At 60.5% G+C, this 23,555-nt stretch carries 26 protein-coding genes and 3 pseudogenes; 11 read left to right on the top strand and 18 right to left on the bottom strand.

What is annotated here, in order from left to right; all coding sequences use genetic code 11:
- Positions 1 to 741 precede the first annotated feature (741 nt).
- Positions 742 to 1,656 (bottom strand): HNH endonuclease, encoded by a 915-nt coding sequence (locus LQ232_RS15230; protein ID WP_230181193.1) that lies wholly within the window; start codon positions 1,654 to 1,656, stop codon positions 742 to 744.
- 1,582 nt (positions 1,657 to 3,238) lie between these two features.
- Positions 3,239 to 3,574 (bottom strand): hypothetical protein, encoded by a 336-nt coding sequence (locus LQ232_RS15225; RefSeq protein ID WP_230181192.1) that lies wholly within the window; start codon positions 3,572 to 3,574, stop codon positions 3,239 to 3,241.
- Between the two features lie 191 nt (positions 3,575 to 3,765).
- On the opposite strand from LQ232_RS15225, the pseudogene LQ232_RS15220 reads away from it, so the two are divergent.
- Positions 3,766 to 4,371, top strand: a pseudogene (locus LQ232_RS15220) (phage integrase N-terminal SAM-like domain-containing protein); the annotation flags it as partial.
- A gap of 51 nt (positions 4,372 to 4,422) precedes the next feature.
- Here LQ232_RS15220 and LQ232_RS15215 read toward each other — a convergent pair.
- The 4 genes from LQ232_RS15215 to LQ232_RS15200 all read right to left on the bottom strand — a co-directional run bounded on the left by LQ232_RS15215 (position 4,423) and on the right by LQ232_RS15200 (position 7,381).
- Positions 4,423 to 4,926 carry a hypothetical protein gene (locus LQ232_RS15215; protein WP_230181191.1) on the bottom strand — a complete coding sequence of 168 codons (504 nt, stop codon included), beginning with the start codon at positions 4,924 to 4,926 and terminating at the stop codon, positions 4,423 to 4,425.
- 2 nt (positions 4,927 to 4,928) lie between these two features.
- Positions 4,929 to 6,545, bottom strand: coding sequence for an IS66 family transposase (locus LQ232_RS15210; RefSeq protein WP_230181190.1), 1,617 nt, complete (start codon positions 6,543 to 6,545; stop codon positions 4,929 to 4,931).
- A gap of 69 nt (positions 6,546 to 6,614) precedes the next feature.
- Positions 6,615 to 6,965: an IS66 family insertion sequence element accessory protein TnpB gene (tnpB, locus tag LQ232_RS15205; RefSeq protein WP_230181189.1), complete on the bottom strand. Its 351-nt coding sequence runs from the start codon at positions 6,963 to 6,965 to the stop codon at positions 6,615 to 6,617.
- Positions 6,966 to 6,976: 11 nt separating this feature from the next.
- Complete coding sequence (locus LQ232_RS15200; protein ID WP_230181188.1) at positions 6,977 to 7,381, bottom strand: transposase; 405 nt, start codon at positions 7,379 to 7,381, stop codon at positions 6,977 to 6,979.
- A gap of 72 nt (positions 7,382 to 7,453) precedes the next feature.
- Here LQ232_RS15200 and LQ232_RS23620 point away from each other — a divergent pair.
- Positions 7,454 to 7,868 (top strand): annotated as a pseudogene (locus LQ232_RS23620) (tyrosine-type recombinase/integrase); the annotation flags it as partial.
- Here LQ232_RS23620 and LQ232_RS15190 read toward each other — a convergent pair.
- Positions 7,847 to 8,204: pseudogene (locus LQ232_RS15190) on the bottom strand (transposase); the annotation flags it as partial. The pseudogenes LQ232_RS23620 and LQ232_RS15190 overlap by 22 nt on opposite strands.
- A 44-nt stretch (positions 8,205 to 8,248) precedes the next feature.
- Positions 8,249 to 8,617: a VOC family protein gene (locus LQ232_RS15185; protein ID WP_230181187.1), complete on the bottom strand. Its 369-nt coding sequence runs from the start codon at positions 8,615 to 8,617 to the stop codon at positions 8,249 to 8,251.
- Positions 8,618 to 9,349: 732 nt separating this feature from the next.
- Between LQ232_RS15185 and LQ232_RS15180 the strand changes: the two genes are divergently transcribed.
- On the top strand, positions 9,350 to 10,447 hold the full coding sequence (locus LQ232_RS15180) for a Tat pathway signal protein (RefSeq protein WP_230181186.1): 1,098 nt from the start codon (positions 9,350 to 9,352) through the stop codon (positions 10,445 to 10,447).
- 290 nt (positions 10,448 to 10,737) lie between these two features.
- Here LQ232_RS15180 and LQ232_RS15175 read toward each other — a convergent pair whose 3' ends face one another.
- Positions 10,738 to 10,914 (bottom strand): hypothetical protein, encoded by a 177-nt coding sequence (locus LQ232_RS15175; RefSeq protein ID WP_230181185.1) that lies wholly within the window; start codon positions 10,912 to 10,914, stop codon positions 10,738 to 10,740.
- Between the two features lie 777 nt (positions 10,915 to 11,691).
- Between LQ232_RS15175 and LQ232_RS23660 the strand changes: the two genes are divergently transcribed.
- Entirely contained in the window at positions 11,692 to 11,790 is a 99-nt protein-coding gene (locus tag LQ232_RS23660; RefSeq protein ID WP_371820256.1) for a PEP-CTERM sorting domain-containing protein, read from the top strand.
- Positions 11,791 to 12,212: 422 nt separating this feature from the next.
- Here LQ232_RS23660 and LQ232_RS15170 read toward each other — a convergent pair whose 3' ends face one another.
- Positions 12,213 to 12,539 carry a hypothetical protein gene (locus LQ232_RS15170; protein ID WP_230181184.1) on the bottom strand — a complete coding sequence of 109 codons (327 nt, stop codon included), beginning with the start codon at positions 12,537 to 12,539 and terminating at the stop codon, positions 12,213 to 12,215.
- Positions 12,540 to 12,854: 315 nt separating this feature from the next.
- On the opposite strand from LQ232_RS15170, the gene LQ232_RS15165 reads away from it, so the two are divergent.
- Positions 12,855 to 13,055, top strand: a complete 201-nt coding sequence (locus LQ232_RS15165) for a hypothetical protein (protein WP_230181183.1) — start codon at positions 12,855 to 12,857, stop codon at positions 13,053 to 13,055.
- Between the two features lie 7 nt (positions 13,056 to 13,062).
- Here the strand turns inward: LQ232_RS15165 and LQ232_RS15160 are convergent, their stop codons facing one another.
- Positions 13,063 to 14,238 (bottom strand): putative zinc-binding metallopeptidase, encoded by a 1,176-nt coding sequence (locus tag LQ232_RS15160; protein ID WP_230181182.1) that lies wholly within the window; start codon positions 14,236 to 14,238, stop codon positions 13,063 to 13,065.
- Between the two features lie 63 nt (positions 14,239 to 14,301).
- Between LQ232_RS15160 and LQ232_RS15155 the strand changes: the two genes are divergently transcribed.
- Complete coding sequence (locus tag LQ232_RS15155) at positions 14,302 to 14,625, top strand: 2Fe-2S iron-sulfur cluster-binding protein (protein ID WP_371820255.1); 324 nt, start codon at positions 14,302 to 14,304, stop codon at positions 14,623 to 14,625.
- Here the strand turns inward: LQ232_RS15155 and LQ232_RS15150 are convergent.
- Genes LQ232_RS15150 through LQ232_RS15140 form a run of 3 tightly spaced genes read right to left on the bottom strand, consistent with a single transcriptional unit; the run spans position 14,614 to position 16,954 of the window.
- Positions 14,614 to 15,396, bottom strand: a complete 783-nt coding sequence (locus tag LQ232_RS15150) for an alpha/beta fold hydrolase (protein WP_230181181.1) — start codon at positions 15,394 to 15,396, stop codon at positions 14,614 to 14,616. The genes LQ232_RS15155 and LQ232_RS15150 overlap by 12 nt on opposite strands.
- Positions 15,393 to 16,478, bottom strand: a complete 1,086-nt coding sequence (locus LQ232_RS15145) for a M14 family zinc carboxypeptidase (protein ID WP_230181180.1) — start codon at positions 16,476 to 16,478, stop codon at positions 15,393 to 15,395. The genes LQ232_RS15150 and LQ232_RS15145 overlap by 4 nt, the downstream gene beginning before the upstream one ends.
- A gap of 35 nt (positions 16,479 to 16,513) precedes the next feature.
- A complete protein-coding gene (locus LQ232_RS15140) occupies positions 16,514 to 16,954 on the bottom strand; it encodes a hypothetical protein (protein WP_230181179.1) in 441 nt (146 codons plus the stop codon).
- Positions 16,955 to 17,116: 162 nt separating this feature from the next.
- On the opposite strand from LQ232_RS15140, the gene LQ232_RS15135 reads away from it, so the two are divergent.
- A complete protein-coding gene (locus LQ232_RS15135; protein ID WP_230181178.1) occupies positions 17,117 to 18,382 on the top strand; it encodes a glycerophosphodiester phosphodiesterase family protein in 1,266 nt (421 codons plus the stop codon).
- Positions 18,383 to 18,634: 252 nt separating this feature from the next.
- Here LQ232_RS15135 and LQ232_RS15130 read toward each other — a convergent pair whose 3' ends face one another.
- The gene (locus LQ232_RS15130; RefSeq protein WP_230181177.1) at positions 18,635 to 18,892 is read right to left on the bottom strand and encodes a DUF1488 family protein; all 258 of its coding nucleotides are present in this window, start codon (positions 18,890 to 18,892) and stop codon (positions 18,635 to 18,637) included.
- A gap of 160 nt (positions 18,893 to 19,052) precedes the next feature.
- Between LQ232_RS15130 and LQ232_RS15125 the strand changes: the two genes are divergently transcribed.
- Positions 19,053 to 19,277 carry a cysteine-rich CWC family protein gene (locus LQ232_RS15125; RefSeq protein WP_230181176.1) on the top strand — a complete coding sequence of 75 codons (225 nt, stop codon included), beginning with the start codon at positions 19,053 to 19,055 and terminating at the stop codon, positions 19,275 to 19,277.
- Here LQ232_RS15125 and LQ232_RS15120 read toward each other — a convergent pair.
- Both LQ232_RS15120 and LQ232_RS15115 read right to left on the bottom strand, forming a co-directional pair.
- On the bottom strand, positions 19,248 to 19,466 hold the full coding sequence (locus tag LQ232_RS15120; RefSeq protein ID WP_230181175.1) for a molybdopterin-binding protein: 219 nt from the start codon (positions 19,464 to 19,466) through the stop codon (positions 19,248 to 19,250). The two genes, LQ232_RS15125 and LQ232_RS15120, sit on opposite strands and share 30 nt — an antisense overlap.
- A gap of 140 nt (positions 19,467 to 19,606) precedes the next feature.
- Positions 19,607 to 19,984 (bottom strand): HU family DNA-binding protein, encoded by a 378-nt coding sequence (locus tag LQ232_RS15115; protein ID WP_230181174.1) that lies wholly within the window; start codon positions 19,982 to 19,984, stop codon positions 19,607 to 19,609.
- A 322-nt stretch (positions 19,985 to 20,306) separates the two neighbouring features.
- Here LQ232_RS15115 and LQ232_RS15110 point away from each other — a divergent pair, with 322 nt between their 5' ends.
- The gene (locus LQ232_RS15110; protein ID WP_230181173.1) at positions 20,307 to 20,867 is read left to right on the top strand and encodes a hypothetical protein; all 561 of its coding nucleotides are present in this window, start codon (positions 20,307 to 20,309) and stop codon (positions 20,865 to 20,867) included.
- Between the two features lie 12 nt (positions 20,868 to 20,879).
- Here LQ232_RS15110 and LQ232_RS15105 read toward each other — a convergent pair whose 3' ends face one another.
- Positions 20,880 to 21,929 (bottom strand): NADP(H)-dependent aldo-keto reductase, encoded by a 1,050-nt coding sequence (locus tag LQ232_RS15105; protein ID WP_230181172.1) that lies wholly within the window; start codon positions 21,927 to 21,929, stop codon positions 20,880 to 20,882.
- A 111-nt stretch (positions 21,930 to 22,040) separates the two neighbouring features.
- Between LQ232_RS15105 and LQ232_RS15100 the strand changes: the two genes are divergently transcribed.
- Together LQ232_RS15100 and LQ232_RS15095 are read left to right on the top strand one after the other, a co-directional pair.
- Positions 22,041 to 22,607, top strand: a complete 567-nt coding sequence (locus LQ232_RS15100) for a TetR/AcrR family transcriptional regulator (protein ID WP_230181171.1) — start codon at positions 22,041 to 22,043, stop codon at positions 22,605 to 22,607.
- Positions 22,607 to 23,491, top strand: a complete 885-nt coding sequence (locus tag LQ232_RS15095) for an MBL fold metallo-hydrolase (RefSeq protein WP_230181170.1) — start codon at positions 22,607 to 22,609, stop codon at positions 23,489 to 23,491. The genes LQ232_RS15100 and LQ232_RS15095 overlap by 1 nt, the downstream gene beginning before the upstream one ends.
- The last annotated feature ends 64 nt before the right edge of the window (positions 23,492 to 23,555 follow it).

The raw sequence follows: 23,555 nt of genomic DNA, 5'->3' as shown, positions 1-23,555 counted from the left end.
AGGTAAGCAGCACCGGAGCGCGAAGCGCGCAGGGAACCCACAAGTGAAACTTGTGGGTGTCGGCTTGACCGACACGTTAGGCTGGGGCGAGAAGGAACGGCGGATGAGCCAAAACGCGCCGTGTTTTGCTGACTAGCATTTGACCTTTGCACGCCAAAACTCCCTTGTGTGACTAGATGGAATTGTGCCTGACGCGCCGCAAGCTGGGAATACGCCGGTGGAGTGTGAGCCGTGGAAATGCCACCGACCTTGATATTTGAATACGAACTGTGAACCACCGCATGTGGATGCAGGCCAATTGGCGATGGCATGAGCAGCCTTGGTGAACTGATGGGAGTTGTGCTGACTGCCGAAGGACAGGAAGCCAAGCGGCGATAGCGTGTGGCACTTTGGCGCTGCACGGTGGCAAGCAGGCTGCCGAAGGGCAGACAGCAAGGTTGAGACTTGCTGCGCCACCCGGTTGCGAACTGCTGCGCTTGTTAGTGCTGGACCTGGCCAGAATGCACAGTGCATGAGTGCCAAAGAATGCAACGCCGTGAAACGATAAAACGGCAGAAGAATCAATGGCCAGGGCCAGGGCCATGCCGAATTGCTGATTGAAGGAAGCTGAAAGCCTAACGCCCGCGTTAACAGGCGGTTGCCAGCGGAGCTGGTAGACGTCCTGTTGAACAACTAGTTAGGCCGGTGGACGAAGGCACGGTGTTGCATTTGACATGTGAAATCACGGGATGGATTTTCTGCTCAAAAAGATGAAGAGGAAATGAGGAAAATAAATGCTAATGCTGCGGCCAAGACGACCAGCAGGTCAATCGTACCCATACTGACTGGCTTACGCGACTTTGATGTAAGGATCACATCTGGGCTTCGGGTGGTATCACGCGAAAAGTCAGTAGGCCGGGATGGGGATTGAACTACAGACTGGTTGGATGTCCGTACTACTTGTGCCGGTGCTGCCCTGGACCTTGACATTTCGAAATCGAATGTGACGATGCATTTGGGGCAGCGAACTATCTTTCCAGGTAACGCCAAATTCGATGGGATGGTCAGCTCCGTGAGGCAGTTTGGGCAGCACAGTTCAGTTCTAGGTGATGGCGGCGCAACTATATCGGCCAACATGGTTAGTGCCGGTCCAGTTGTTGGCATGACTGAAGGCTGTTCTTGCGGTGTGGTAAGTGGTGTAGATGTTTGGACCTCTGGGGATGGTCGAATTGGGTTTGGTGATTCTGGGTCTTTCGCTTCTGGCCAATCGAATATCCGCTTGTGCTCGGCTTCGTGACACTTCCTGCACAACGTGATTAAGTTGCTTTGCTGATTAGTGCCATGGTTAGACAAATAGATGATGTGATGCACGTCCAGCGTGGTGTCGGTGGCATCGCAGGATGTGCATTTGTAGCCATCCCGGCGTCGAATTCGATGGGCGACATCCGCCCATTCTTTGGGGTAATCGGCGAATCCCTCTGCGCGTAGTAGCCCCCGTCGATGGGCTCGCATGAGCTTGAAGTCTCGCGTATTGTTTTCTGGCTTCGCCAGCAGTCTTGTGATCCAGTTGTGTAGGCCTGCTGCTACAGCGGCATCTATGTCCGCCAAGGTTCTCTTGGCTTTTTGCCGCTTCCATTCTTCATCGGCATGCAAGTCACCTTCGGCATTCCGTTGCATACCGCGAGCCAGCTTTTCGGATAAGCGCGCCTCTGAACTCCGTGCGGGCTCTGGGGATTCGTTGAGAGTGTTGACGCAACGTGTGCAGATACTGATGTTCTCAGTCTGGAATTTCAGAGAATTGAAGGCGTGCTGGCAAATACGGCAAGTTGGCATCCGTCGTTTCCTACTGCGCAAAGAGCCTAACGCCACAGGTAAGCCGCACCGGAGCGCGAAGCGCGCAGGGAACCTACAAGCGGAGCTTGTAGGTGTCGGCTTGACCGACACGTTAGGCTGGGGCGAGAAGGAACAGCCGATGAGCGCACGCAAGCTTTGCTTTGCTGCTGGATGCTTGACGGTGGCATGCCCGGACTCCCTTTGTGTGCGTGCAGAGATTTTGCCTTATGCGCTTGCGCCTGGCCAGAACGCAAACAGCAGGCGATCAGCCTGCTTCGTTTGACACTTGATTCCTGCCGCGCCCCAAGTTCGCTCCCAGCTTTGGAAAACGCCAAGCCGTGAACCACCGCAAGTGCCTGACTGCGACTTGGTGATGGCCTGGGCAGCCTTGGCCAACTGATGACCTTGTGCTGACTGCCGAAGGACAGGAAGCCAGCAAGCGGCGGCATGTGGCACTTTGGTGCCGCATTGCGGTGAGCAGGCTGCCAAAGGGCAGACAGCCAGATGGAGACCTGCTGCGCCACCGCGTTGCGAACCCCGGTGCTTCTGGGCGCCGGACCTGGCCAGAATGCGCAGTGCATGAGTGCCAAAGAAAGCAACGCCGAGAAACGATCAAACGGTGGAAGCATCAATGGCCAGAGGCTTCTGCCACTTTGCTGATTGAAGGCAACCAAAAGCCTAACGCTACAGGTAAGCCGCACCGGAGTGCGCAGCACGCAGGGAACCTACAAGCGAAGCTTGTAGGTGTCGGCTTGACCGAAAAGTTAGGCCGCTGCGCGTAGGCACGTTGTTGAATCTTTCTGTGAACTCATGGCCGATGACTCGCAGGATATAACTTTGTTAGCGAGTACGCCAACAAGAGCGTTTGAGCCGGCCAGAAAAAGTAGCGAAGATCGAAATCGCGAGTACGCACGCGGAAGGCTTGAAGCGACTCAGCGGAGAAACCATAGACATAGTGGCCGCCACACTCGAGCGCAACCAGGACCTCGCGATTGAGGCCAAACTTTGTGCGGATGGTGGCAAGGCTTGCGATGCAAGATGCAGAAGATTGCTTTAGAAGCTGAGGTAGTGACGGGCACTCTGGAGTGATCCCAATGGCTCCTTCGCGACATGCCATTACATTTTTTCCGATCATTAAGTAGTAGCTGCCGCGTGATGATTTCACGTGCGGTCTACCAATGACCTGAGATGAATAGGTAGATGCAACCCAATTGCCTTCAGGGACCCAGAACGCCAGGGCCGCTAGGAGGTTCACCAGCACTATATAAAAGACTTTGCGCATGGTCAGACTGAGAGGCCTAACGCCCGCGGTAAGCCGCACCGGAGCACGAAGTGCGGAGGGTACCCACAAGCGGAGCTTGTGGGTGTCGGCTTGACCAAAAAGTTAGGCTGGTGCGCGTAGGCAGGGTGGCTTTGTTATGGGGATTCATTGGGGGATATGCTTGAAGATGCCATAAGCTATTGCGGCCAATACCAGCAGAACAACCGCAGTACGAAGTGAGAAGAGCGGCTGGCTTGATGTATCCCAGATTTCGCCCCAAAGCCACGCGACTAAAGAGATTCCGCCCAGAAAACCGACGACGGCTCCAGCAAGGACAACCCACTTCCCGATGTCTTTGAATGCTTCTACTTGCTCGGGGCCCCATGTGCCAGTGTGAAAGAACAGCCAGGTTGCATACGTCGCTCCCGCTGCCAGGCCAGAGAAAGCGGCTGCAAAGCAGCGTTCGAAGAGCGATGGATTGTCAGTCTCGAAATTACGCATAAAAGCCTAACGCAATGTATGACTCAACACGCCACATAACCTGGCAAGTTAGGCCTTGGCATTGATGAATAACCTGGCAGGTTATGCGTCGCATCACCGCCTCCAGAGGGCTTGTGGTGACAGCACCTTTCGCCAATGATCTGTATATCCATACAGTTGCCCTCCCAGGTTATTCTCAAAGTTAGGCCTCAATGCTCGAACCGCAATCAACAACAGCCAAGGCGCCGCGACTGCTGGACGATGTTCGCGACCGCATTCGTTCAATGCATTACAGCATACGCACGGAAGAAGCCTACCTCTACTGGATCAAGGGGTACATCAGGTTTCACGCGCTTCGGCACCCCAAGGACATGGGGCAAGCTGAGCTGGAGGCCTACCTCGCCTGGTTGGCGAATGAACGCCAGGTTTCGGCCTCCACCCACAAGCAGGCGCTGTCGGCCTTGTTATTCCTGTACCGGCAAGTGTTGCGCATGGATTTTCCTTGGCTGGCGGAAATAGGGCGCCCCAAGGCCACCAGACGCCTGCCCGTGGTGCTCAGCCCCGAAGAGGTGGCCGCGGTTCTGCAGGCTATCGATCCCAGCCATCGGCTGATCGGCCAAACTCTGTACGGGACCGGACTGCGCTTGATGGAAGGTCTGCGGCTTCGGGTCAAGGACGTTGATTTCGCACACCAGACCATCGTTGTTCGAGAAGGCAAGGGCGCAAAGGACCGGGTGGTGATGCTGCCAGCCAAGTTGGCCGACCCACTGCGAATTCAGTTGAGAGCATCACGCGCCATGTGGGAGGCCGATCGGGCCAGTGTGAGCGTCCAGCCATCCCACCTTGACCCGAGCGCGAGCCCGTGATCGTCACGACGAAGTCGTGGCCCCCACGTCGGCGAGGCACTCCACGAGGTTGAGGGCGGCCAGCATCAGGTACTTCTCGGCATCGGTGCGCACCTGCATCAGATCGTGGTCGCCGAGGTATCCGTAGACGAACGCGAGCAGGTAGCGCTCGCGATGCTCGTCGCAGAACTGCTGGACCATCTGGTCGGCCAGATGCTCGGGCAATCCTTCGTTGAAGCGTACGCGGGCCGTCAAGCGCTGCAGGCACCTTTCCTGCACGTCCTCCGAGATGAGCGGCCATGTATGGCCGCTGAGCTTCATCGCCTTGAATGCCACCAACAGGATGTGCAGCGGCACCTCCAGCGTCAGCATGTCTACGCCCATGTTGGGCAGCACCAGGATCGAGGCCAGCAAGTTGGGCTGCTGCGCGAAGATTTCGTCGGCCAGGTGAACCTTCTGTGCAGGGCCCATGCCCCTGACGTCGATGTCCGCCTGAACCATCACAGCCTGCGTGATCACGCCCATCATCGTTACTCCGGCCGCCAGCGGTGCGGCAGCAGTTCACCGAGCCGGTGGCTGGGATGCGAGTGGATGCGTGCCAGCACGTCGCGCAAATAGGCCCACGGGTCCAGCCCGTTGAGCTTGGCCGATTGCACCAGGCTCATCACCACCGCCGCGCGCCGACCAGCCAACTCGCTGCCCACGAACAGCCAGTTCTTGGCGCCCAGCTTCCACGGCTTGATCTGCCGCTCGATGTGGTTGTTGTCGATGGCCACCGCGCCGTCATCCAGGTGCAGTGTCAGTGCCTTCCAGGCGCCCAGGCTGTAGTCGATCGCCTGGGCGATCTTGCTGCCATCGAGGACCTGCGCTCGCTGCAGCTTGAGCCACACCTCGAACTCGTCCCACAGTGGCTTGCTCAGCTGCTGCCTGGCCCGTCGGCGGTCGTCGTGGTCCATCTCGGCGAAGGCGCCTTCAGCATGGTAGATCCTCGCCCAGCGGTGCATGGCCTCGCTGGCCACTGCACTGGCGCTGCTGCCTCCGCGGCTGAGTTCCTCGAAGTACCGCCTAGCATGCGCGGCGCACAGCGCTGAGCGGCGCTGCGGGTAGACCTTGGCGTCCAGCACGGCGTTGTAGCCAGCGTACTGGTCCGTGATCAGGGTGCCACTCCACCCCGGCTCAGGGCATGGCGGCCCATTGCCGCCGAGGAAGGCCAGCGGGTACTGGGCGCCTCGGCCCAGGCAGAACTCGTAAATGACGCCCGGATGCGGGTCGTGATGGCTGCGTGCCCAGGCCCAGACATAGGCCTTCCTGGTCTTGCCCGCGCCTGGCTCCAGTAGCGGCACCGGTGTCTCATCAGCATGCAGCACCCGGCAGCTCAGGACGAAGCGGCGTTGCAGTTCGAACAAAGGCTCGAGCTTGGCGCCTCCGGCGCCACCCCAGGTGGCCAGCGTCGAGCGCGGGGTGTGCACGCCCGAGCGGGCGTTGATGGGCTCTTGCCGGTAATACGGCAGGTGGTCCACGAAGCGGCTGATCATCGTGTGCGCCACCAGGCCGCTGGCCGGGATGCCGCCATCGACCACGTCCGGCTCGGCCGGCTCCTGGCGCATGAGTTGGCAGCATTTGCAGACCCACTTGCCGTAGATGTGCCGGTGCACGAAGAACTTGGCCGGGATGATGTCCAGCTTCTCGCTGACGTCCTCGCCGATGCGCTTCATGGGCCGGCCGCATTCGGCGTTCGGGCAGTTGGTGTCCTCGGGCTCGTGGCGGTGCTCGACGCGCTCCAGGTGCTCGGGCAGCTTCTGACGGCGTGGCTTGCGCGGCGCTGCCTTGGGCGTCTTGGGTGCTTGTGGCAGGTCGGCTTGCAGCGCGGCAAGGCGTGCGCGCAGGCTGGCCTCGTCCTCGGCCATCGTGTCTTGGAACAGGGCGCGTTGCTGGGCCGTCATGGCCTCGGTCTTGGCGCCGAACTTCCAGCGCTTGAGGCGTGCGAGCTCGAAGTTGACCTTCTCCAGCTTGGCATCACGCCAGGCGATCTCTCGGGCTTGGGCCTGAATCTGCTGCTGCAGGCGTGCGATCAGCGCAGCTGCCTCAGGAGGCAGTTGCGTGATGTCGATGCGGGGGGTAGCGACTTCGCCGAGCATGGTCGGCATGTTGCACCAGCCAAGGCCGGCTGCACATCAGCAGATGCGATGTCAACCGATTGCGGTGGGCCGCCGCACTCAGGAGCGGCTGATGACGTTGAACTCACCCAAGCGCTGCCAGGGCAGTCCGAGTGCCAGGGCGTCGAATTGCTGCGCGGTCAGTTGCAGTGCTGGCACTGCGCAACCGACAGCCGAGTCGCGCTCAAGCCAGACGAAGCGACCGGCGTGCAGCCGGCGGGTGGCGCACCACACCCCGAAGCCGTCGTGCACCAGCAGCTTGATGCGCGTGGCTCGCGCATTGGCAAAGAGGTAGCCGTGGTGGGCTCGGGCCTGGCCGACCGTGTTGACAACGACGTTGAGCAACCGCTCGGCTCCGGCGCGCATGTCCTGCGGCTGGGTACACAGCCATAGCGTGTCGATGCGGATCATGGCGGCCATCCTCAGGCAACAGCCATCGTGTCTGCCAGCGCACGCAGCAGGGCCGCATACGCTGGCCCCGCACTGGCGGAACATTGCAACTTCAGCTGCAAGCCGCCGCGTTCGAGCTCGATGCGGATGTCGGGCTGCGAGGCAGGCAGGTTGGCCAGATGGTGTTCGGGCTTGGCCAACTCGACCGCCACGAACTGCAAGGGCGGCACGCGCGGCGCAGTCGCAGGCATCGACGCACCCATGCGCTTGAGGTTCTGCCCAGCGAGCCACTTGCGAACGACGTTGGGGTTCAGGCCGTGGGCCACGGCGACGGCCGCCACGGACGCACCTGGCTTCTGGCATTCGCTAAGAACCTGGGCCTTGAACTCGGCACTGTGGGTGCGGCGATTGGAGCAACTAGAGCGATTGGGATTCATAGGTGTCCACCAAAAATAGGTGGACACCATGGTCAGTACGTCATCCGCCGAGTGCAAGATGGGACGGCCAGACGCTCACGGGCCAGTGGTGTCCAGGGCGTGTGGCTTCCCCATGCGCTGGATCATAAATTCAGGGATGCGGGCAAGACATGGGCGTGGCAGTGGGTCTTTCCGATGTCCGACCTTGCGCTAGATCCCCAGACCGGCCTCATGCGGCGGCATCATGTTCAGGATCAGGCCTTTCAACGGGCGTTCAAGAAAGCCGTGGTGGCGGTCAAGTTGGTCTAGCTGGCCACGCCCCACACACTGCGCCATTCCTTCGCCACGCACCTCTTGCAAGCACGGTACGACATCCGTACCGTGCAAGAACTGCTGGGGCACAGTGATGTCAGCACCACCATGATCTACACGGCACGTGATCTTGGTTGGGGCAGGGGTGCTGAGCCCACTCGATACATTGCACTCTCAAGAAACTTCAACTAGATAGTAGATAGTAGATACGCCTTGAGTTTTATGCGAGGTATTTGGCGCTCCTGGCAGCACACCGCGCAGGTAGGCGTGCGGATCCACTCCATTGAGCTTGGCCGACTGAACCAGACTCATGAACGCAGCGGCGCGCTGGCTTGCCAGAATGTGATCCTGCAAAACGCCCATTTTTGCGCCCGACTGATATAGGCCGCATCAGTTGGTTCTCGATCCAGTTGTTGTCGATGGGTAGCCTGCCATCGTCGATGTAGCGCATGAGCGCCTCCCAGCGTTTGAGGCTGTAGTCCAGTGCCTTAGCCGTGGCGTCGCCGTTTGCCACCTGGTTGCGCTGCGCCACGCCACATCGGCTTGGATTGAATCGACTGGCATTTCGGCAGCGAGCTAGGCCTCGGGGCGATGGCAGACTGCCTCAACGTTGTGACCATCGGGCCCAATGACGAACGCACCATAGTAGTTTGGGTGATAGTGCGGACGCAGGCCAGGGCCCCCGTTTTCTTGGCCGCCAGCTTCAAGGGCGGCGCGATGGAAGTCTTGGACTTGCTTGCGATTCTCGGCTGTGAACGCCAGATGCATTGGCGCTGGTTTCTCGGAGGTTTGGTACAGCCACAGGGAGGGCTTCCCGTTCGACCCCATGCCAATACCATGTTCTCCTTCCATGACGATGCTGATTCCCAGTGGCTGGAGCGCCTTGAGAAAAAATTCTTTGCTCGCCGCATAGTCGGTAACGCCAAAGCCAATGTGATCGAACATGGAACTACTCCTTAGTAGAGGGACAGCTGAGGGGGCAAGGCCCACTTCAATTTAGGCCTCACCGAAGGTGATGCCGTGAACGGATATGCGTCAAGGATGACGCATCACCTGGATGCGGCCCACTCACCAAGTGTTTGCGGTGCAAGCAGTAAGTGGGGCTTGATGGCATGTATATCCCAAATTGGGCATGCAGTTTTCTGTGGTGAGGTTACTGGCCCATTGGACAGTCCGTCAAGCTCGCAATTTTTTGAGACCCGGCCATGACCGGTCTAACGCGACTGCTGCCACCGATGAGCCCGTCCATGACGCAGCCAGACACGCCACCAGAGGGCGCAAGGTCAGTGCCTTCCCCGGCCGCGCAGCCTCGTCTCGGGGGCGAATGGCCTTCGAACCTCGCCCTTCAGCCCCTATGCGCCCTAGCGCACGCTGATTGAGGCCCTCGCGTGCTACGGTGTCCGAGTCAAAGGCCATGTGAGAAATCCACCGTGCTCGCCCAAGCTGAAAAGCAGCCCAGCCAGAAACAGATCCATGCCTTACTCATTGCACAGCGCCATTTGCCGGTCCGACACAGCGCTTGTGCACGGGCACGAGCGGGTGGTGCTTGGGTGAGGTGCGCATGACACCAAGTTCCTGCAGATCTTAGAGAGCAGGCATGGCAGGCACTAGGGCCAGATTTGCTTGCTCCTGAGGCAGGTTGATGCACCCCCCATTGAACCACCAACGAAAGTCACAATGTTGATGCGCAGACAAGTCGTCCTCGGTGCCGCTGCCTGCGGCGTACTTTCGCCAGCGCTGGTGGCGTGTTCATCAAGTTCGAACGAGCAAGACGCGGCTCGCGCACTGCGCCGCCCGCTTGCAGGCGCCGACGGCGACCGCGCGTTTCTGATGCGTGAACTGGTGAGGTTCGCGACGCTGGCGCCATCAAGCCACAACACCCAATGCTGGACCTTTCACCTGCAGGACCAGGCCATTGTGATCGCCCCCGACCTGTCTCGGCGTTGCCCTGCTGTCGATCCCGACGACCACCACCTCTACGTTTCATTGGGCTGCGCCACAGAGAACCTGGCGCACGCGGCGCTGGCCGCTGGCATGCAGGCCAACGCCCGCTTTGATCCTGGGGGTCAGGGCGCCATCACCGTGCACTTGGAAGCCACTCGGGCCTCGGTCACGCCCTTGTTCCAGGTCATCCCCAAGCGTCAATGCACCCGTGGGGACTACGACGGCAAGCCCATTTCAAACGACGAGCTTCGGCTTCTGGAGCGGGCAGGTACTGGCAACGGTGTGCGCGTGATGCTATTGACCGGACGCGCAGCCATGGAAAAGGTGCTGGCGTACGTGGTCGCGGGCAATACCGCACAGATGGACAATCCCGCATTCGTTGCCGAATTGAAGGAATGGATCCGGTTCAGCGCTGGCGAGGCTGAAAGCACAGGTGACGGCCTGTTTGCGGCCACGACCGGCAATCCGACCATGCCGCGCTGGCTGGCTAGCCGCGCCATGGGCCTGTTCTACACGCCGAAGTCCGAGAATGATCGTTACGCGCGGCAGATCCGCAACTCGGCTGGTATCGCCGTGTTTGCCTCCGACGCCAGCGACAAAGCGCACTGGATCGAAGCGGGCCGCTGCTACGAGCGCTTTGCCTTGCAGGCCAGCGCCCTGGGCCTGCGCAACGCCTTCCTGAATCAGCCCGTCGAGGTCGGGTCGATCCGGCCTCAGTTCGCACGGGCGCTCGGCCTGGGCAGCCAACGGCCGGATCTGGTGGTGCGCTTCGGCCGCGGGCCGGCGATGCCACTGTCCATGCGTCGGCCTGTCGTGGCCGTCCTTGTTTGAACCCGCGGCCGCCCATGAGCGAGTCATTGTCATGACAGCGATCTTCTGGTCGGCGTTCGCTCTGGGCGCCCTGGTGGTCGCTTTGATTGGACTGTGGCCACGCAGACCCTGCTCGCTCAGTTGGAGGCGGTCCGGCTGCGCGCAGATGTCTCTCGCGCTAAGGCACCGTTGATCAGCTGTCATCACCATACATGACGTTCCAGGTGTCGATCGCCGAAGTTGAGCGGCTGACACAGCTGACGTTTACCGTGACAGTGTCCGGCCAAAGGGTGAGCCTTGGAGACTTTGATTCATTGAGGGGCGGCGTTGCCAGACGACTCGCCCGCAGGCGGCATATTGATCGCGATGAGGAAGTTCTCGTCGGCGTAAAAAGTAGTAATGCTGAGTTGCTCTCGTTGGAAGATATCGTGCGTTAGCGCGACTTCGAAAGCACGGTTCGTTTTCTTGGCGGATTGCGCGTGCAACATGTTGGGCCCACTGTCAGAGTCTCGCAAGAGGGCCTGCGCTGTAGGGGAACAGGTAGGGGAACAGCGGTGGTTTTGACTTTGAAAACCCAGGCTGCATCAGGTCTTCATTGAATTGTTCAATTCCCATCAGCCACCCCACAAATTCAAATCCCCCTATGAGGCATAGTTCTCCTAGGGGGATTTTGTTTTGAGCGCTGGATTGCAGGCCCCTCTACATGCAAACTAGCATTCCGTGCGAGGCCTCTTCGTGCGCTTCTTGCACTTCAACTCTCCGTTGATGTTCTCGATTTTTAGGCAGGAGTTGACATTGGGCAACGTGCTCCTGACCCATCCGTGGCCGCTTCCGCATGTCGCCAGGAGTTCATTGGCATTCACGCATCGCATCTCCAAGTCGCGGCAAGTCTTGGTATAGCTCCCACCTGGGGCGCGTGTCGGGTCACAGCACAGATGCTGGCCTTCTCTGGTCGGAAACCGAACGCTTCCACCGCTACCGGTAATGGCCGGAGTTCTCGTGGATTGCCTTGACTGTGGGCATGCCTGAACTGGGCAAGTCGAAGGAGTCGGACCTGTCCGAATACAACGGGCCCCATCTTGAACGCACCCGCCAGGACAGCAGACCTGTGCGAACGCCACAGGGGACAGGCCGATGAAGGCAACGAATAGAAGCAGACATCGCAGCATAAGGACCTCTGGGTGGGCTAGGTTTGAAGATGCGATGAGTGTCAAGCGTGGCTTCAGTCCTGGCAACACCTAGAACACTCTGGACGTCCGTAAGGGGTGGGCTATCGAGTTCCGGCGGTGCCTGAACCTGGAACCTTTGCCCTGATGGGGCTGGCTCCTTTGTTTGGGTGTGCCTGGAAAGCTGAAGTCAAGTAGTTCGGGCAGCATTGTGGAAACTCCATAAGCGCTTCACAAGCAAGCCAAAATACTGTACAAATATACAGTATGAAAGCGTCACTTAAAGACCAATGGATTGAGCAATGCGCTAAGCGCCTGATGGAGCTTCAGCCCGTGTTGCGCCCTCGCGTTGCCGCCCTGGCGGCCAAAGACCTCTGGGAGGACGAGCAAGGAATCATTCCCGCTGAGCGTCGCGCCTACCTCGAGGTGGTGTCCTGGGGATACCGCCCGAGAGCCGAGGTTCTGCGGGCTCCACAGGAGCGGAGCGGGGGCGCCAGAAGGGCCCAGGCAGGGCGCATTGATTTGGATTGGTGCCTGGACTTCGGCTTGATGCTGTGCACCGTGGTGGGAATTTTGACGTGGCCCTGGTAGTCAGCACGCAGCAATGTGGGCAAGCCGTGTCAGGCTTCACCGTCTTCAAGCTCACTCAAGCGCTCGGCTTCCTCCAGGGCGGCCATCAAGCATTCCTGGCTGGCTTGCGCGCCTTCCAGGTGGTCGTCGGACTCGGCGCGGGCCACGATGGCCGCATCGACCGCCGCCAGCAGCGTTTCAAGCACGGGCCGCAGCGCTTGGGGATAAGGATGGGAAATGATGATCGATTCGATGGCCGCGTGGTACATCCGCTGGTGGCCTCCCAAATTTTGCAGCAGTGCAACGAGCTCGCTGTTCTGCACGGTGAGCTGCGCGATGTCCTCTTCCAGCTTGTCGATGCGTTCTTCAATGGTCATGGCTCTGTTCCGGGAAGATGGTGAGGCCATGGTAGTGGCAACCAGCGCCCAAACCAGACAGGGTGTGCCCCGGTTAGGCCATGGTGAGCATGGTCTGTCTTCCCCGTGTCACACGAGCAAGCCAATCTGGAGATCCCTTGTGTTGACCAACCACCAGATATGGAGCCCAGCATGAAGCCCACCTCATCCAAGTCCTTGTTCTCACGTCTGCTGGGCGATTGGGTGGTCGACATCAGCGCGGCATTGGCCTTGGCAGGAACCTTGATCGTGATGTGGGTAGGGTAGTTTGGATGAAATACTGTATAAAATAACAGTATGAATGCGCATCCCAAAACCACCTGGATCCAGCGTTGCGCGCAGCGCATTGCTGAGCTGCGCCCCCAGTTGCGCCCCAGCTTGGCCACCTTGGTGGCGGTGGAGTTGTGGCAAGACGTGCGCGGCCATGTCCCACCCGAAGAGTGGGCTGAGATTGAGGTGGGCACATGGGGCGAGCAGCAAGGCGCACCCAACGGGTAGACGCAGCCTACTGCCAGCCAGCGTGAATCACGCAGTGGATGAAGTGCAGCTTGGTGACCACCTCACGCGACAGTACGAAGGGGTAGAAGTCGGGCTGCCCCATGCTGCGCGACATCTCGTTCATCACGGCCGTTAGGCCCACCCAATCGTTCACCAGGGCCAGGAAAGCGTCTCCTTCAGCACCTGTGTCCTTGTTCCAAAGCACTTCGGTGTCAAAGGGTTCGGTTTCCAGGCCGATTCGCGTGAGGTCAATGCCAAAGCTGGCGGCGGTGTCGGCGGTGTCCACCATGTGCAGGTAATGGGCCCAGGTTTCGGCCCAATCTTCCCAAGGGTGGGCAGAGGCGTAGGCGCTGACGAAATGCACGCCCCAGTCCAGCGGGGCGCCTGTTTGATAATGAACTTTGACGGCTTCGTCGTAGTCCTGGCGTTCATCGCCAAAGAGGGCTCGGTAGGGTTCGAGCCAATCAGTGTGGTCCACCAGGCGATCCCAGTAATAGTGACCGACCTCATGGCGGAAGTGACCGAGCAGCGTTCGGTAGGGTTCGCCCATGCTTTTTCGTGTTCGCTCGCGCGTGGGATCGTCGGCTTCTTCCAGGTTGATGGTGATCAGTCCGCTGTCGTGGCCAGTCATCACCCTGGGTTCGGTGGGCTGTGAGCGCAGGAAGTCGTAGGCCAGACCGCGTTCAGGATCCTCTCCAACCTTGGAGGCCACGGGCAGCTTCAAGGCGATCAGTTGAGACACCAGCCGCCTTTTGGCCGTCTCGGTACGGCGCCACAGCTCCTGGTTCTCAGGGTCGGACAAGTCGGGAATGGTGCGGTTCAGGCGGCAGGCCTGGCACAGGGTGACGCCCTGGGCGGCCTGTGACTGGGGGAGCAGCCAGTTGCACTCGGCCGCGCTGGCGAAGTTGGCGCAGCGGACGTATTTTTCGCCTTGGTTCTGGTCCAGATCCTGATCTTGGCCTTGGAGCGGGCTTGCTCGCACGAAGACGTTGGCTTCCTCGGCAGGGTCCAGGGGGATGACGCGCGCCTGGGTGGGCTCGTAGCCCAAGGGTGTTTTGCAGGCCAGGCACACGGAGTTGCGAAAGAACACGGGACGCCCACAGCGACAACGGTAGGCCCGGGAAGACACGGGTTCATACGCCGTGGTGCTTGGGGAAGAGGTGGATTGCAGGGTATCGTTCACGTTGGTTTCCAGGGCATTACCTGCTTCGGCTGGCAAACGGCGTGCCCGTGTTTGGAGCGATGGATGAGCGAAGTCAGTGGTGCAGGCCTGCATGAGTTGATCATTGAGCCCATGGGCATGCACCTGCCGGTGTCGGCCGACCAAACTTTGCTGGCGAGCGCGTTGGCCGCCAGCATTGAGTTGCCGCGCTCCTGTCGCAACGGTACCTGCCGGACTTGCCTTTGCCGCTTGGTCAACGGCCAAGTGGCGTACCGCATCGAGTGGCCCGGCTTGAGCGAGGAAGAAAAGCGCGACGGCTACATCCTGCCATGCGTGGCCTATCCCTTGTCTGATGTGGTGATCGAGGTGCCTGGCGCCAAACGCCTGGACGTTTCTTCAGTGACTTGACCCGGCGTCGTGCCATTTCTTGACCTGCGAGGCCACCCAGAGGCCATCGTCCAGCGGCAGGTCGTGGCCCGCGCTGGGGTGATCGGCGAAGTCGGTGTTCCAGCAGGCGGCCAGTTGCCGTGAGCATTGGGGCGCGACCAGGCCATCCTGCGTACTGCTCAAGATCAAGGTGCGGACTGAGGGCCCTTCCATGGGCGCGGTGTAGCGTGCGGCAGCCCACAGCTGGCGCAGTGCATTGGCGCGCGAGACGGGGCACTCGTCGCGGTAGGCGATCCAGTCCCGCAAACGTTGCTCGCGCTGGGGTGGGTGGTGCGTGGTGATGGCCATGATGGCTTCTTCCCATTGCCTGGCCATGCCGCCGAGCAAAGCCAGCTTGAGCATCAATGGGTAATTGCGAGGCCGCAGGCGCCGGTAGAACGGGCTGAAAGGGCGCATGCTGGTGTTGATGAGCACGCAGCCTTGTATTTCGTGCGGATGGGCCAGCGCCCAGGCTGTGGTCACCATGGCGCCCAGCGACATGGCCAGCACGTGGTATGGCGGCGCAATGCCTTGGCGAGCAAGTTCGGCTCGACATTGCTCAGCCATGTCGGGCACGGTGGCTGGGCTGGGCAGCGCGCACAAGCGGCCGTTACCCGCCAAGTCCAGCGGCACGATGCGGGCGCCTGGCAGCTCGGCGGCCAGTAAACCAGGAAAGTCACCCCAGTGCCTTTGTTCGCGGGTCAGTCCGCGCAGCAAGATCCAGGTTTCGGGCACGTGGGTTGGGCCAGTCATCCGTACCAGCGTTCGTGGGCGGCTTGACGGTGGGCGTGCCGGGCTGGGCCTTCGGGCACCCAGCTGGCGTGGCTGGCCGCAGCGTGGGTGATGAAGTCCAGCCAGGCCATGTGGCGGCGCAACACGCGCTGCTGCCGGTGCTCGGCCATGGGGTTGAAGATGCCTTGTTTGGAAAAGATCTGCCGTGGATTTTTCTTGATCCAGAGCCAGGAGCCCATCTCCAAGGTCAGAGGCAATAGGGTTCTATCTTCTTGGGCGCAAGCTCGCAGGTACAGATGGTCCCAGAGATCACCGTGGGTGAGGTACTGCCGGCTTTGCGGCTCGAACACGTAGCGGTGATGAGGGTAGGCCTGGTCGAAGATCTGGCTGAGTGCCAGCATCTCCGGAAGGTGCCTGATGGGCCGGGTGGTGTGGGCATGTGGAAACCAGATGCGGTCAGCCATGCCAAAGCCGGAATGGCAATCGATGGACATGCTGAATCGGCGGCTGAGCAGCTCTTGCTCGACGACCCGGCAGAGTGCTTCGCTTTCCAGCTCCATGGGTTTGCCAGCGGGCCCTCGGTACCAGGGCAGGGCGGGGCTGAGCCGCTGCCCACCGAGCATGAAGGGCACGGCCTCGCTGGCGTTCACGGGCGCGTTGCGCATGAGGTCGACGCCATGGGGGTTGGCGCGCGTGCCGGCCCACAAGCCGCCCGGGTTGACGATGGGCATGAACACCAGGCGGATGGATTCCAGCTGGCGGTGCAGTTGGTGGTCCCATTTCAAGCGCATGACCAGGCTGCGCAGGTAAGCCATGACCACGCGCGAACCAATGCGCTCCAGGCCATGCACCCCACCGAAGAAGCCCACCGCAGGAACTTGCTTGCTGGGGTTGCCCAAAGCGATGGCCTGCACCGGAAAACGGTGGGGGCCGGCTTGCACCTCGCACAACTGTGTGACCTCGACCTGTGAGCCGGCTTCGTCGAGGATGCGCTGAAGATCGCTCAGCTCGATCAGGGCCTCGGGCGCGTCATGGCCCGTCAAACGCTGGGGCGTTTGAGACGGAACAAAGCTGCGTTTGTCGAGGCGAAAGAGCTTGGCCATGGTGTTGGCGCAGGTTCAGGCATGAGCCGAATGGCTCATTCGCCCTTCTTGGGTCGGCCGGTTTTCAGCGGAACCAGGCCTTCCAGCACCAGCTTCAGTTTGGCGTCAGGCAGTGATGACAAGGCGTGAAGCCCGGCGCGCAACAACTCGCTTTTCTTGGTGGGGCGGCGAAAGGTCAGGGCACGCTCCTTGAGCGAGTTGATCAGGCTGAAGTCGGCACGGGGCATGGTGAAGCTGTCGCGCACCAGCTTTTGCTTGACCTTGGCCGGGCTGTTGATCTTGACGGGTGTGGTGGCCACCACGGTGGGCTTGGCGGTAGCGGCGCGCGGTGCGGCTTTCTTGGCAGCAGGGGCCGGGGCAGCAGCCTTCGCCTTCGGGGGCTTCTTGGTAGCCACTTTTTTGGCGGGTGCTGCGGCAGGCTTGGCTGCCTTGGCTTCAGGCTTGGTTTTGACGTTCTCGGTATCGGTATTGCTCATGATGACAGTTTGATGAATTGATATAAACGATTTATACAATAAATCAGGGCTGTGTCAACCGTGAATTTGGCGCCGAAATGATCAGGCCCTGTCACATGGTTGTCGGGCAGCCGCGTCAAGAATTCGCTGGCATCACCAACCATCAAATCAGGACAAGCCACCATGAACGCCAAGCTCCAACGTTTGATCTGCGCAACGATCCTGGCAGCGTCGGCATGGGCCAGCGGCGCGGCCTGGGCCGGCGACCGGCCTGACGATGACAGGCCTCATCGCCATGGCGAGAAAACCAACGTGCAGGTGGGCGTGCGCCCCTTCTACCTGGTGGATGGTCTGGACGATGGCAAGCTCAAAAGCCGATTGCAGCAATGCGAGACCGGGCCGTTCTACCGCAGCCAGTTCTCGATCAGCCACCGTGGTGCCCCGCTGGAGTTTCCTGAGCACTCGCGCGAGTCTTACGAGGCCGCGAACCGGATGGGCGCGGGCATCATCGAATGCGATGTGAGCTTCACCAAGGATGGCGAACTGGTGTGCCGCCATTCGGAGTGCGATCTGCACACCACCACCAACATCGTGAACACCCCCTTGAATGCCTCGTGCACGGTGCCTTGGACACCCGGTGGCCCGGCCCCCAAGTGTTGCACCAGCGACATCAGTTTGAGCGAGTTCAGATCCTTGAGGGCCAAGATGGACGCCAGCAATCCGGCCGCCACCACGGCTGCTGGCTACCTGGGGGGCACGGCCAATTGGCGCACTGATCTGTACACCGGCCGCCCAGCTGGCAATGTCGTGACTTTGAAAGAGCACATCGCCTTGGTCAAGCAATGGGGCGTGTCACAAACGCCTGAGTTGAAGGACGGCGATGCTGCTCGCATCCAGTCGATCTTTGGCGGCCAGGCACAGTACGCTCAAAAACTGATCGACACCTACAAGGACGCGGGTGTTGATCCTCGCAAGGTGTACGCGCAGTCCTTCAACATCAACGACGTGCTGTACTGGATCAAGCAGGAGCCGGCGTTTGGCAAGCAAGCGGTTTACCTGGACCCGATCGAGCCTTCGCTCAAGATCGAGCGCATGAGCAAGGAACGTTTGCGCGAGCTGAAAAAAGCGGGCGTCCAGATCATCGCGCCACCCATGTGGGCCCTGCTGGCCGTGAACGATGCCAACGAGGTCGTGCCCTCAAGCTATGCGATTGACATCAAGGCCGCGGGCTTCCGGATCATCACCTGGTCGTTCGAGCGCGTGAACCTGACCAAAGGTGCGGCTGGGCAGGGCAGTTACTACCAGTTCGACCCCGAAGGCAAAGCCATCAAGAAGGACAGCGACATGCTCAAGGCACTGGATGTACTGGCCCGCAAAGTGGGTGTCGAGGGGGTGTTTTCCGACTGGCCTGGCACGGTCACTTACTACGCCAATTGCATGGGTTTTTGAAAGGCCCTTCTCGCGTCGAAAGTGGTTTGCAAGTGGCCCAGTTCGGATGAACAATCGCTTTCCGCGAAGCACCAGCACCATGGCGCTGATGCATCAATTCTGAGTCATGCCATGCGAGTGAAAGGGGTTCACACCATGAGACGCAAATCAGAGAAATCCGTCCTGGATCGCCTGCTTGGCGATTGGTGGGTGGATGCGGGTGTCGCCTTGTTCGTGATCATCATGTTGGCGATCACGAACTTGAAATGACGCTCACTGCACCAGCGGAAAATCATGCTTGGAGATGACCACCGGTTCGGGGCTGGCCTTGGCCACTTTGGCACGCACCACTGCATCGATCACTTCGGCGTGTGACTGGTAGGCATACACCCAGTCTTGTGGCGCGGGGCCTGCGGCGAACCGTTCTTCCAGGGCTTCTCTGGACACCAGCACGCGCACGCCACGACCGCCCACTGGCACGCGCACGATCACCGCATCGCGCCCTGCATAAGCTTGCATCATTTGTTCCATGTCCAACCTCCATTAAAGCAAGGTGGCGACCATAACGTCGACCCAGCTTGATCTGTAAGTTGATGCATCGAAGTGGGCGCTGCGGCCCTCGGCAGCGCGCGACTCTCACACACCTGTTGCTTAAAGATACGCGGCGACCGGCATCAGATAAAGTGCATGCATGACTTTGCTCCAAACCGATTGCCCCCTTTGCGGCGGCCCCAACGCTTGCGCGGTGGCGGCGGGAGCAGATGCGGGCTCGTGCTGGTGCCACCAGGCCACGTTCAGTGCGGCGCTGTTGGCGCGGGTGCCCGAGGATCAGCGTGGCCAGGTCTGCATATGCGCGCGGTGTGCCGCATTGGCAGAGCGCCTTGCATCACAGGGTGGCGATCGACACCTCGGTTGATTTGACGAGGGCGATCACATCGGAGCCTTCGACCAGGCCGAGTTGCCTGACAGACCGGGTGGTGATGACTGACGAGACGATCAGGCCGGAAGGGGTTTCGACCTCGATTTCTGAAACCACTGGACCTTCGATGATGGCTCGCACTTTGCCGCGAAACTGATTGCGGACATTGATGGCGGAAATGGTCATGGGGCGGCTTCGTTGTTGCTGTGTGATGGACTGAGGGTATCCACCCAGGCCAGGTGTTCACAACGAAGCGATTGGCATATGCATGCTTGGGAAGCGTGCAAGAGTGCAGGGCCCGCGTTGAGCCCCGCACCTCAGGTCAATCAAGCCTTCTTGGCTTTCTTGGCGGCAGCGGCCTTCTTGGCAGGGGCCTTTTTAGCAGCAGCCTTGGGGGCAGGTGCCTTGGCAGCCTTGCGGGCGGCGGCCTTCGGGTCGACGGCGGCCTTGAAGGTGGCGCCAGGCGTGAACTTGGGCAGCTTGGCGGCGGCGATCTTGATCTTGGCGCCAGTGCTGGGGTTGACGCCGCTGCGGGCAGCGCGGGCGTGTTGCTTGAAGGAGCCGAATCCAGGGATCGTCAAGGAGTCGCCTTTCTTGACGGTGGAGACAATCACGTCCAGCAAGGTTTCCAGGACGCGACCAGCATCGGCCTTGGTCAGGTCATGCTTGGTGGCCAAATGCTGGATCAGTTCGGTTTTGTTCATGTGACGCTTTTATCCGTTGCACCCGAAAGCGGGCAGCGTGATTGTGCCAAAGCTCTAGCTCATTTCCACGTATATCTGATGAAGAGGGCGTCTCTTGCGTGCAAACATCGATCAATGCTGGTGATTTGCGTGTCGCCGATGCCGCAAAGCCAGCATTTAAAGGCAGTGCGCTTGCTGCAGTTTCAGCAAGGCTTTGTGTGGACCAAGCCCGACTTGGCCCCGGCAACACGACGACATCAGGCACGAGGACGGGATGCGGCTGATCCGCGCCCTGGGCCGCCGAACGCCTGGCCGAGGCAATCAAGCCTTAAGATCCAGCGCAATGAGCCAAAAACAGCACCTGGTCGACGCCAACTACCGCTTCATCGCAGCCTCGCAAGAGGTCAATGCGCGCATCAGCCAGCGGCAGCAATCCTTGTCGCTGTACGTGTCGCTGGTGGTTGGACTGCTGGCGGCGCTGGTGGCGCTCAAACCGGGGGCGGGCTCGCACGAGTTGCCCATCGAATGGCTGGTGCTGGGCTTTCCAGTGGCCTCCACCTGCCTGGCTTTTCTGAACTACAAGGCCGAGCGGGCCATCACCAATCTGCGCCATTTCATGTCCACGCTGGAGCGCCTGGGCAATGAAGGCAGTGAACTGCCCAGCTACAACACCGACCCCAAGTGGGCCCATGGCGCCAACCGAGCACGGCGCTTTCACGACTACGCTGCGGCGGTGCTGGTGGCCAGTGGCAATGCCATCGGCATTGGTGCCATGCTTCGCATCTACCCCGAACGCATGGCCAACAACCCCGTGATGGTGTGGATCACCATCGTGATTGCGGTGGCCTCGTTCGCGGCTTTGCTGTTGATCCCGCGCTGGAGCTATCGGCCCACGCAAGCCTGATTGATTGATTGTTCAAGGCGCCGGGTTCGGGTAGCGGTCGTGGATGGCGTTGATGCCGTCCAGCACCGCCTGCGGCAAAGTCACATCCACGCTGGCAATATTGCTGCGCAATTGCACCAAGGTGGTCGCGCCAATGATGTTGCTGGCGACGAAGTCGCGGCTGTTCACGAAGGCGAGGGCGCCTTGCGCGGGGTCGATGCCGTGCTGCCTGAACAGATCCACATAAGCCTGCGTGGCCAGCCCGGTGTTCTCGCCGTGGTATCGCGTGAAGCGGTCGAACAAAGTCAACCGGGCGCCGGCTGGGCGCTGGCCATTGAGGTACTTGCCGCTGAGCACGCCAAAGGCCAGCGGCGAGTAAGCCAGCAGGCCCACGTCTTCACGCAATGACATCTCCGACAGGCCGGTCTCGAAACTGCGGTTGACCAGGCTGTAGGCGTTCTGGATGCTGGCCACGCGCGGCAGATCGCGGGTCTCGGCGTGGTGAACGAACTTGCCCAGCCCCCAGGGCGATTCATTGGACACGCCGAAGTGGCGGATCTTGCCGGCCTTGACCAGGTCTTGCAGCGCCTCCAGCGTCTCCAGGATCGGCACGGTCACCACATCTTTGATGTGTTCGTAATTGCGCTGGCCAAAGATGTTGGTGGGGCGGTCGGGCCAGTGCAATTGGTACAGGTCGATGTGCTCGGTCTGCAGGCGCTTCAGGCTGTCATTCACCGCTTCGAACAGGTTTTGACGGTTGAAATTCAGGCGCCCGCCGCGGATGTGCGAGGGGCGCGCGGCCTGGTGCGAGGGGCCGGCGGCCTTGGTGGCCAGCACGATGTCGTTGCGGCGGCCAGTCTTTTTCAGCCAGGTGCCGATGTATTGCTCGGTCAAGCCCTGGGTCTGGGGCTTGGGCGGCACGGGGTACATCTCGGCGGTGTCGATCAGGTTGATGCCCGAATCCAGCGCCACATCCAACTGCTCGTGGGCCTCGGCCTCGGTGTTCTGCTCGCCCCAGGTCATCGTGCCCAAAGCGATCAGGCTGACTTTCAAGCCAGTGCGGCCCAGTTCGCGGTATTTCATGAGTTCTCCAGACCTGCGCAAATCTTCGTGAGGGGCATGGTGTCATGCCGCCATCAACCTTGCAGCCGCGCGGCCTTGCTTTGTATATAGACCAGTCGTTATAATTACGCCATGAATGCCCGACAACGTTTGATCGACACCACCGCGCGTCTGCTGCAAACCGCCGGATACCACAACACTGGCTTGAACCAGATCGTGGCCGAAAGTGGCGCGCCCAAGGGTTCGCTGTACCACTACTTCCCGGGGGGCAAGGTGGCACTGGCCGTGGCCGCGCTGGACCAGTCGGCCAGTCAGCTGGCCCAAGCCTTGACGGCGCTGTGTTTGCCACACGCCCATCCGGAGTCGGCCATGGTGGCGGTCATCGACTTCTTCATCGCGGAGTTGGAATCCTCCAACTTCACCAAAGGCTGCCCCGTGGCCACCACCACGCTGGAGCAGGCTTCTCTCACGCCCGAAATCCGCGAGGCCTGTGCGCGCGCCTATCGCCTATGGCAGGACGGCCTGCAGGCCTACTTCAGCGGGCATGGCATCGCCCAGGCGTCCTTCCTGGCCGAGAACCTGTTGATGCTGATCGAAGGCGCCCTGCTGCTCGCCCGCGCCCAGCACAACTGCGACCCTTTGCGCCGCCTCAAAACCCACCTGCCCATCCTCATCCATTCCGCCAAGGGAGCATCCTGATGTTCAAGTACTTGTTGTCCCTCATCATCGCTTTGGCCAGTTGGTCGGTTCACGCGCAAGCCAAAGCTGGCGTCGAATTTGCCATCGTCAAAACCGGCAAGACCACCACGCTCAAAGGCATGATGGTGTCGGGCGGTGGCTTCACCACCAAGGTCGACGGCAATTTCTCAGCCATCCTCGTCAAGCATGGCCAGACCCACTTCCTCTTCGATTCGGGCCTGGGCAGCAAAGTCGCCCAGCAGTATCAGCAAGACATGCCCTGGTGGGCCCGGGCCTTCTTCAAGTACGAAGACCCGGTGGTGCCTGCCCGCCAACAGCTGGACCAGGCCGGCATCCCGCCGATCGAGCGCATCTTCCTCAGCCATGCGCACTGGGACCATGCCAGCGGGCTGGGTGATTTCCCCGAGGCCGTGGTCTGGGCCGCGCCTGAGGAGCTGCACGTGGTGGAACACGCCGCGCCGGGCCTGGGCGGCAGTTGGCCTTCGCAGGTGTCTTTGAAGTCCATCCGCTGGCAGGCGCTCGACTTCAAGCCGCAGCCCTACAAAGGCTTTGATCGCAGCATTGATGTGTTTGCCGATGGCACGGTGGTGTTGGTGCCCATGTTCGGCCACACGCCGGGGTCCATTGGCATGTTTGTCACCGTGGATTCCGGCAAACGCTTCTTTTTCTGCGGCGATGCGGTCTGGCGGGCCGACGCCTTGAAGGATGGCAGGCCCAAGTTCTGGCCCGCCAGCCTGATCGTGGACAAGGACCGCGGGCAAACCCAGCACACCATCGAGCAAATGCGCGAACTGCTCAAGCAAGACCCTGCGCTGGTGGTGGTGCCCGCCCATGACGACACGGTTCAAGCCGGATTGGGATACTTTCCCTTATGGGTTAAATGAGCGGCACCGCTTATCCTCCTGAGATCTGATCGTTTCTCATTTAACGATCTAAAACAAATCGGAG

This window comes from Aquabacterium sp. CECT 9606 (genome assembly GCF_918741295.1).
Lineage (GTDB): Bacteria > Pseudomonadota > Gammaproteobacteria > Burkholderiales > Burkholderiaceae_C > Aquabacterium.
The sequence above is the reverse complement of the archived record's forward strand: the minus strand, read 5'-3'. Positions and strand labels throughout refer to the sequence as shown.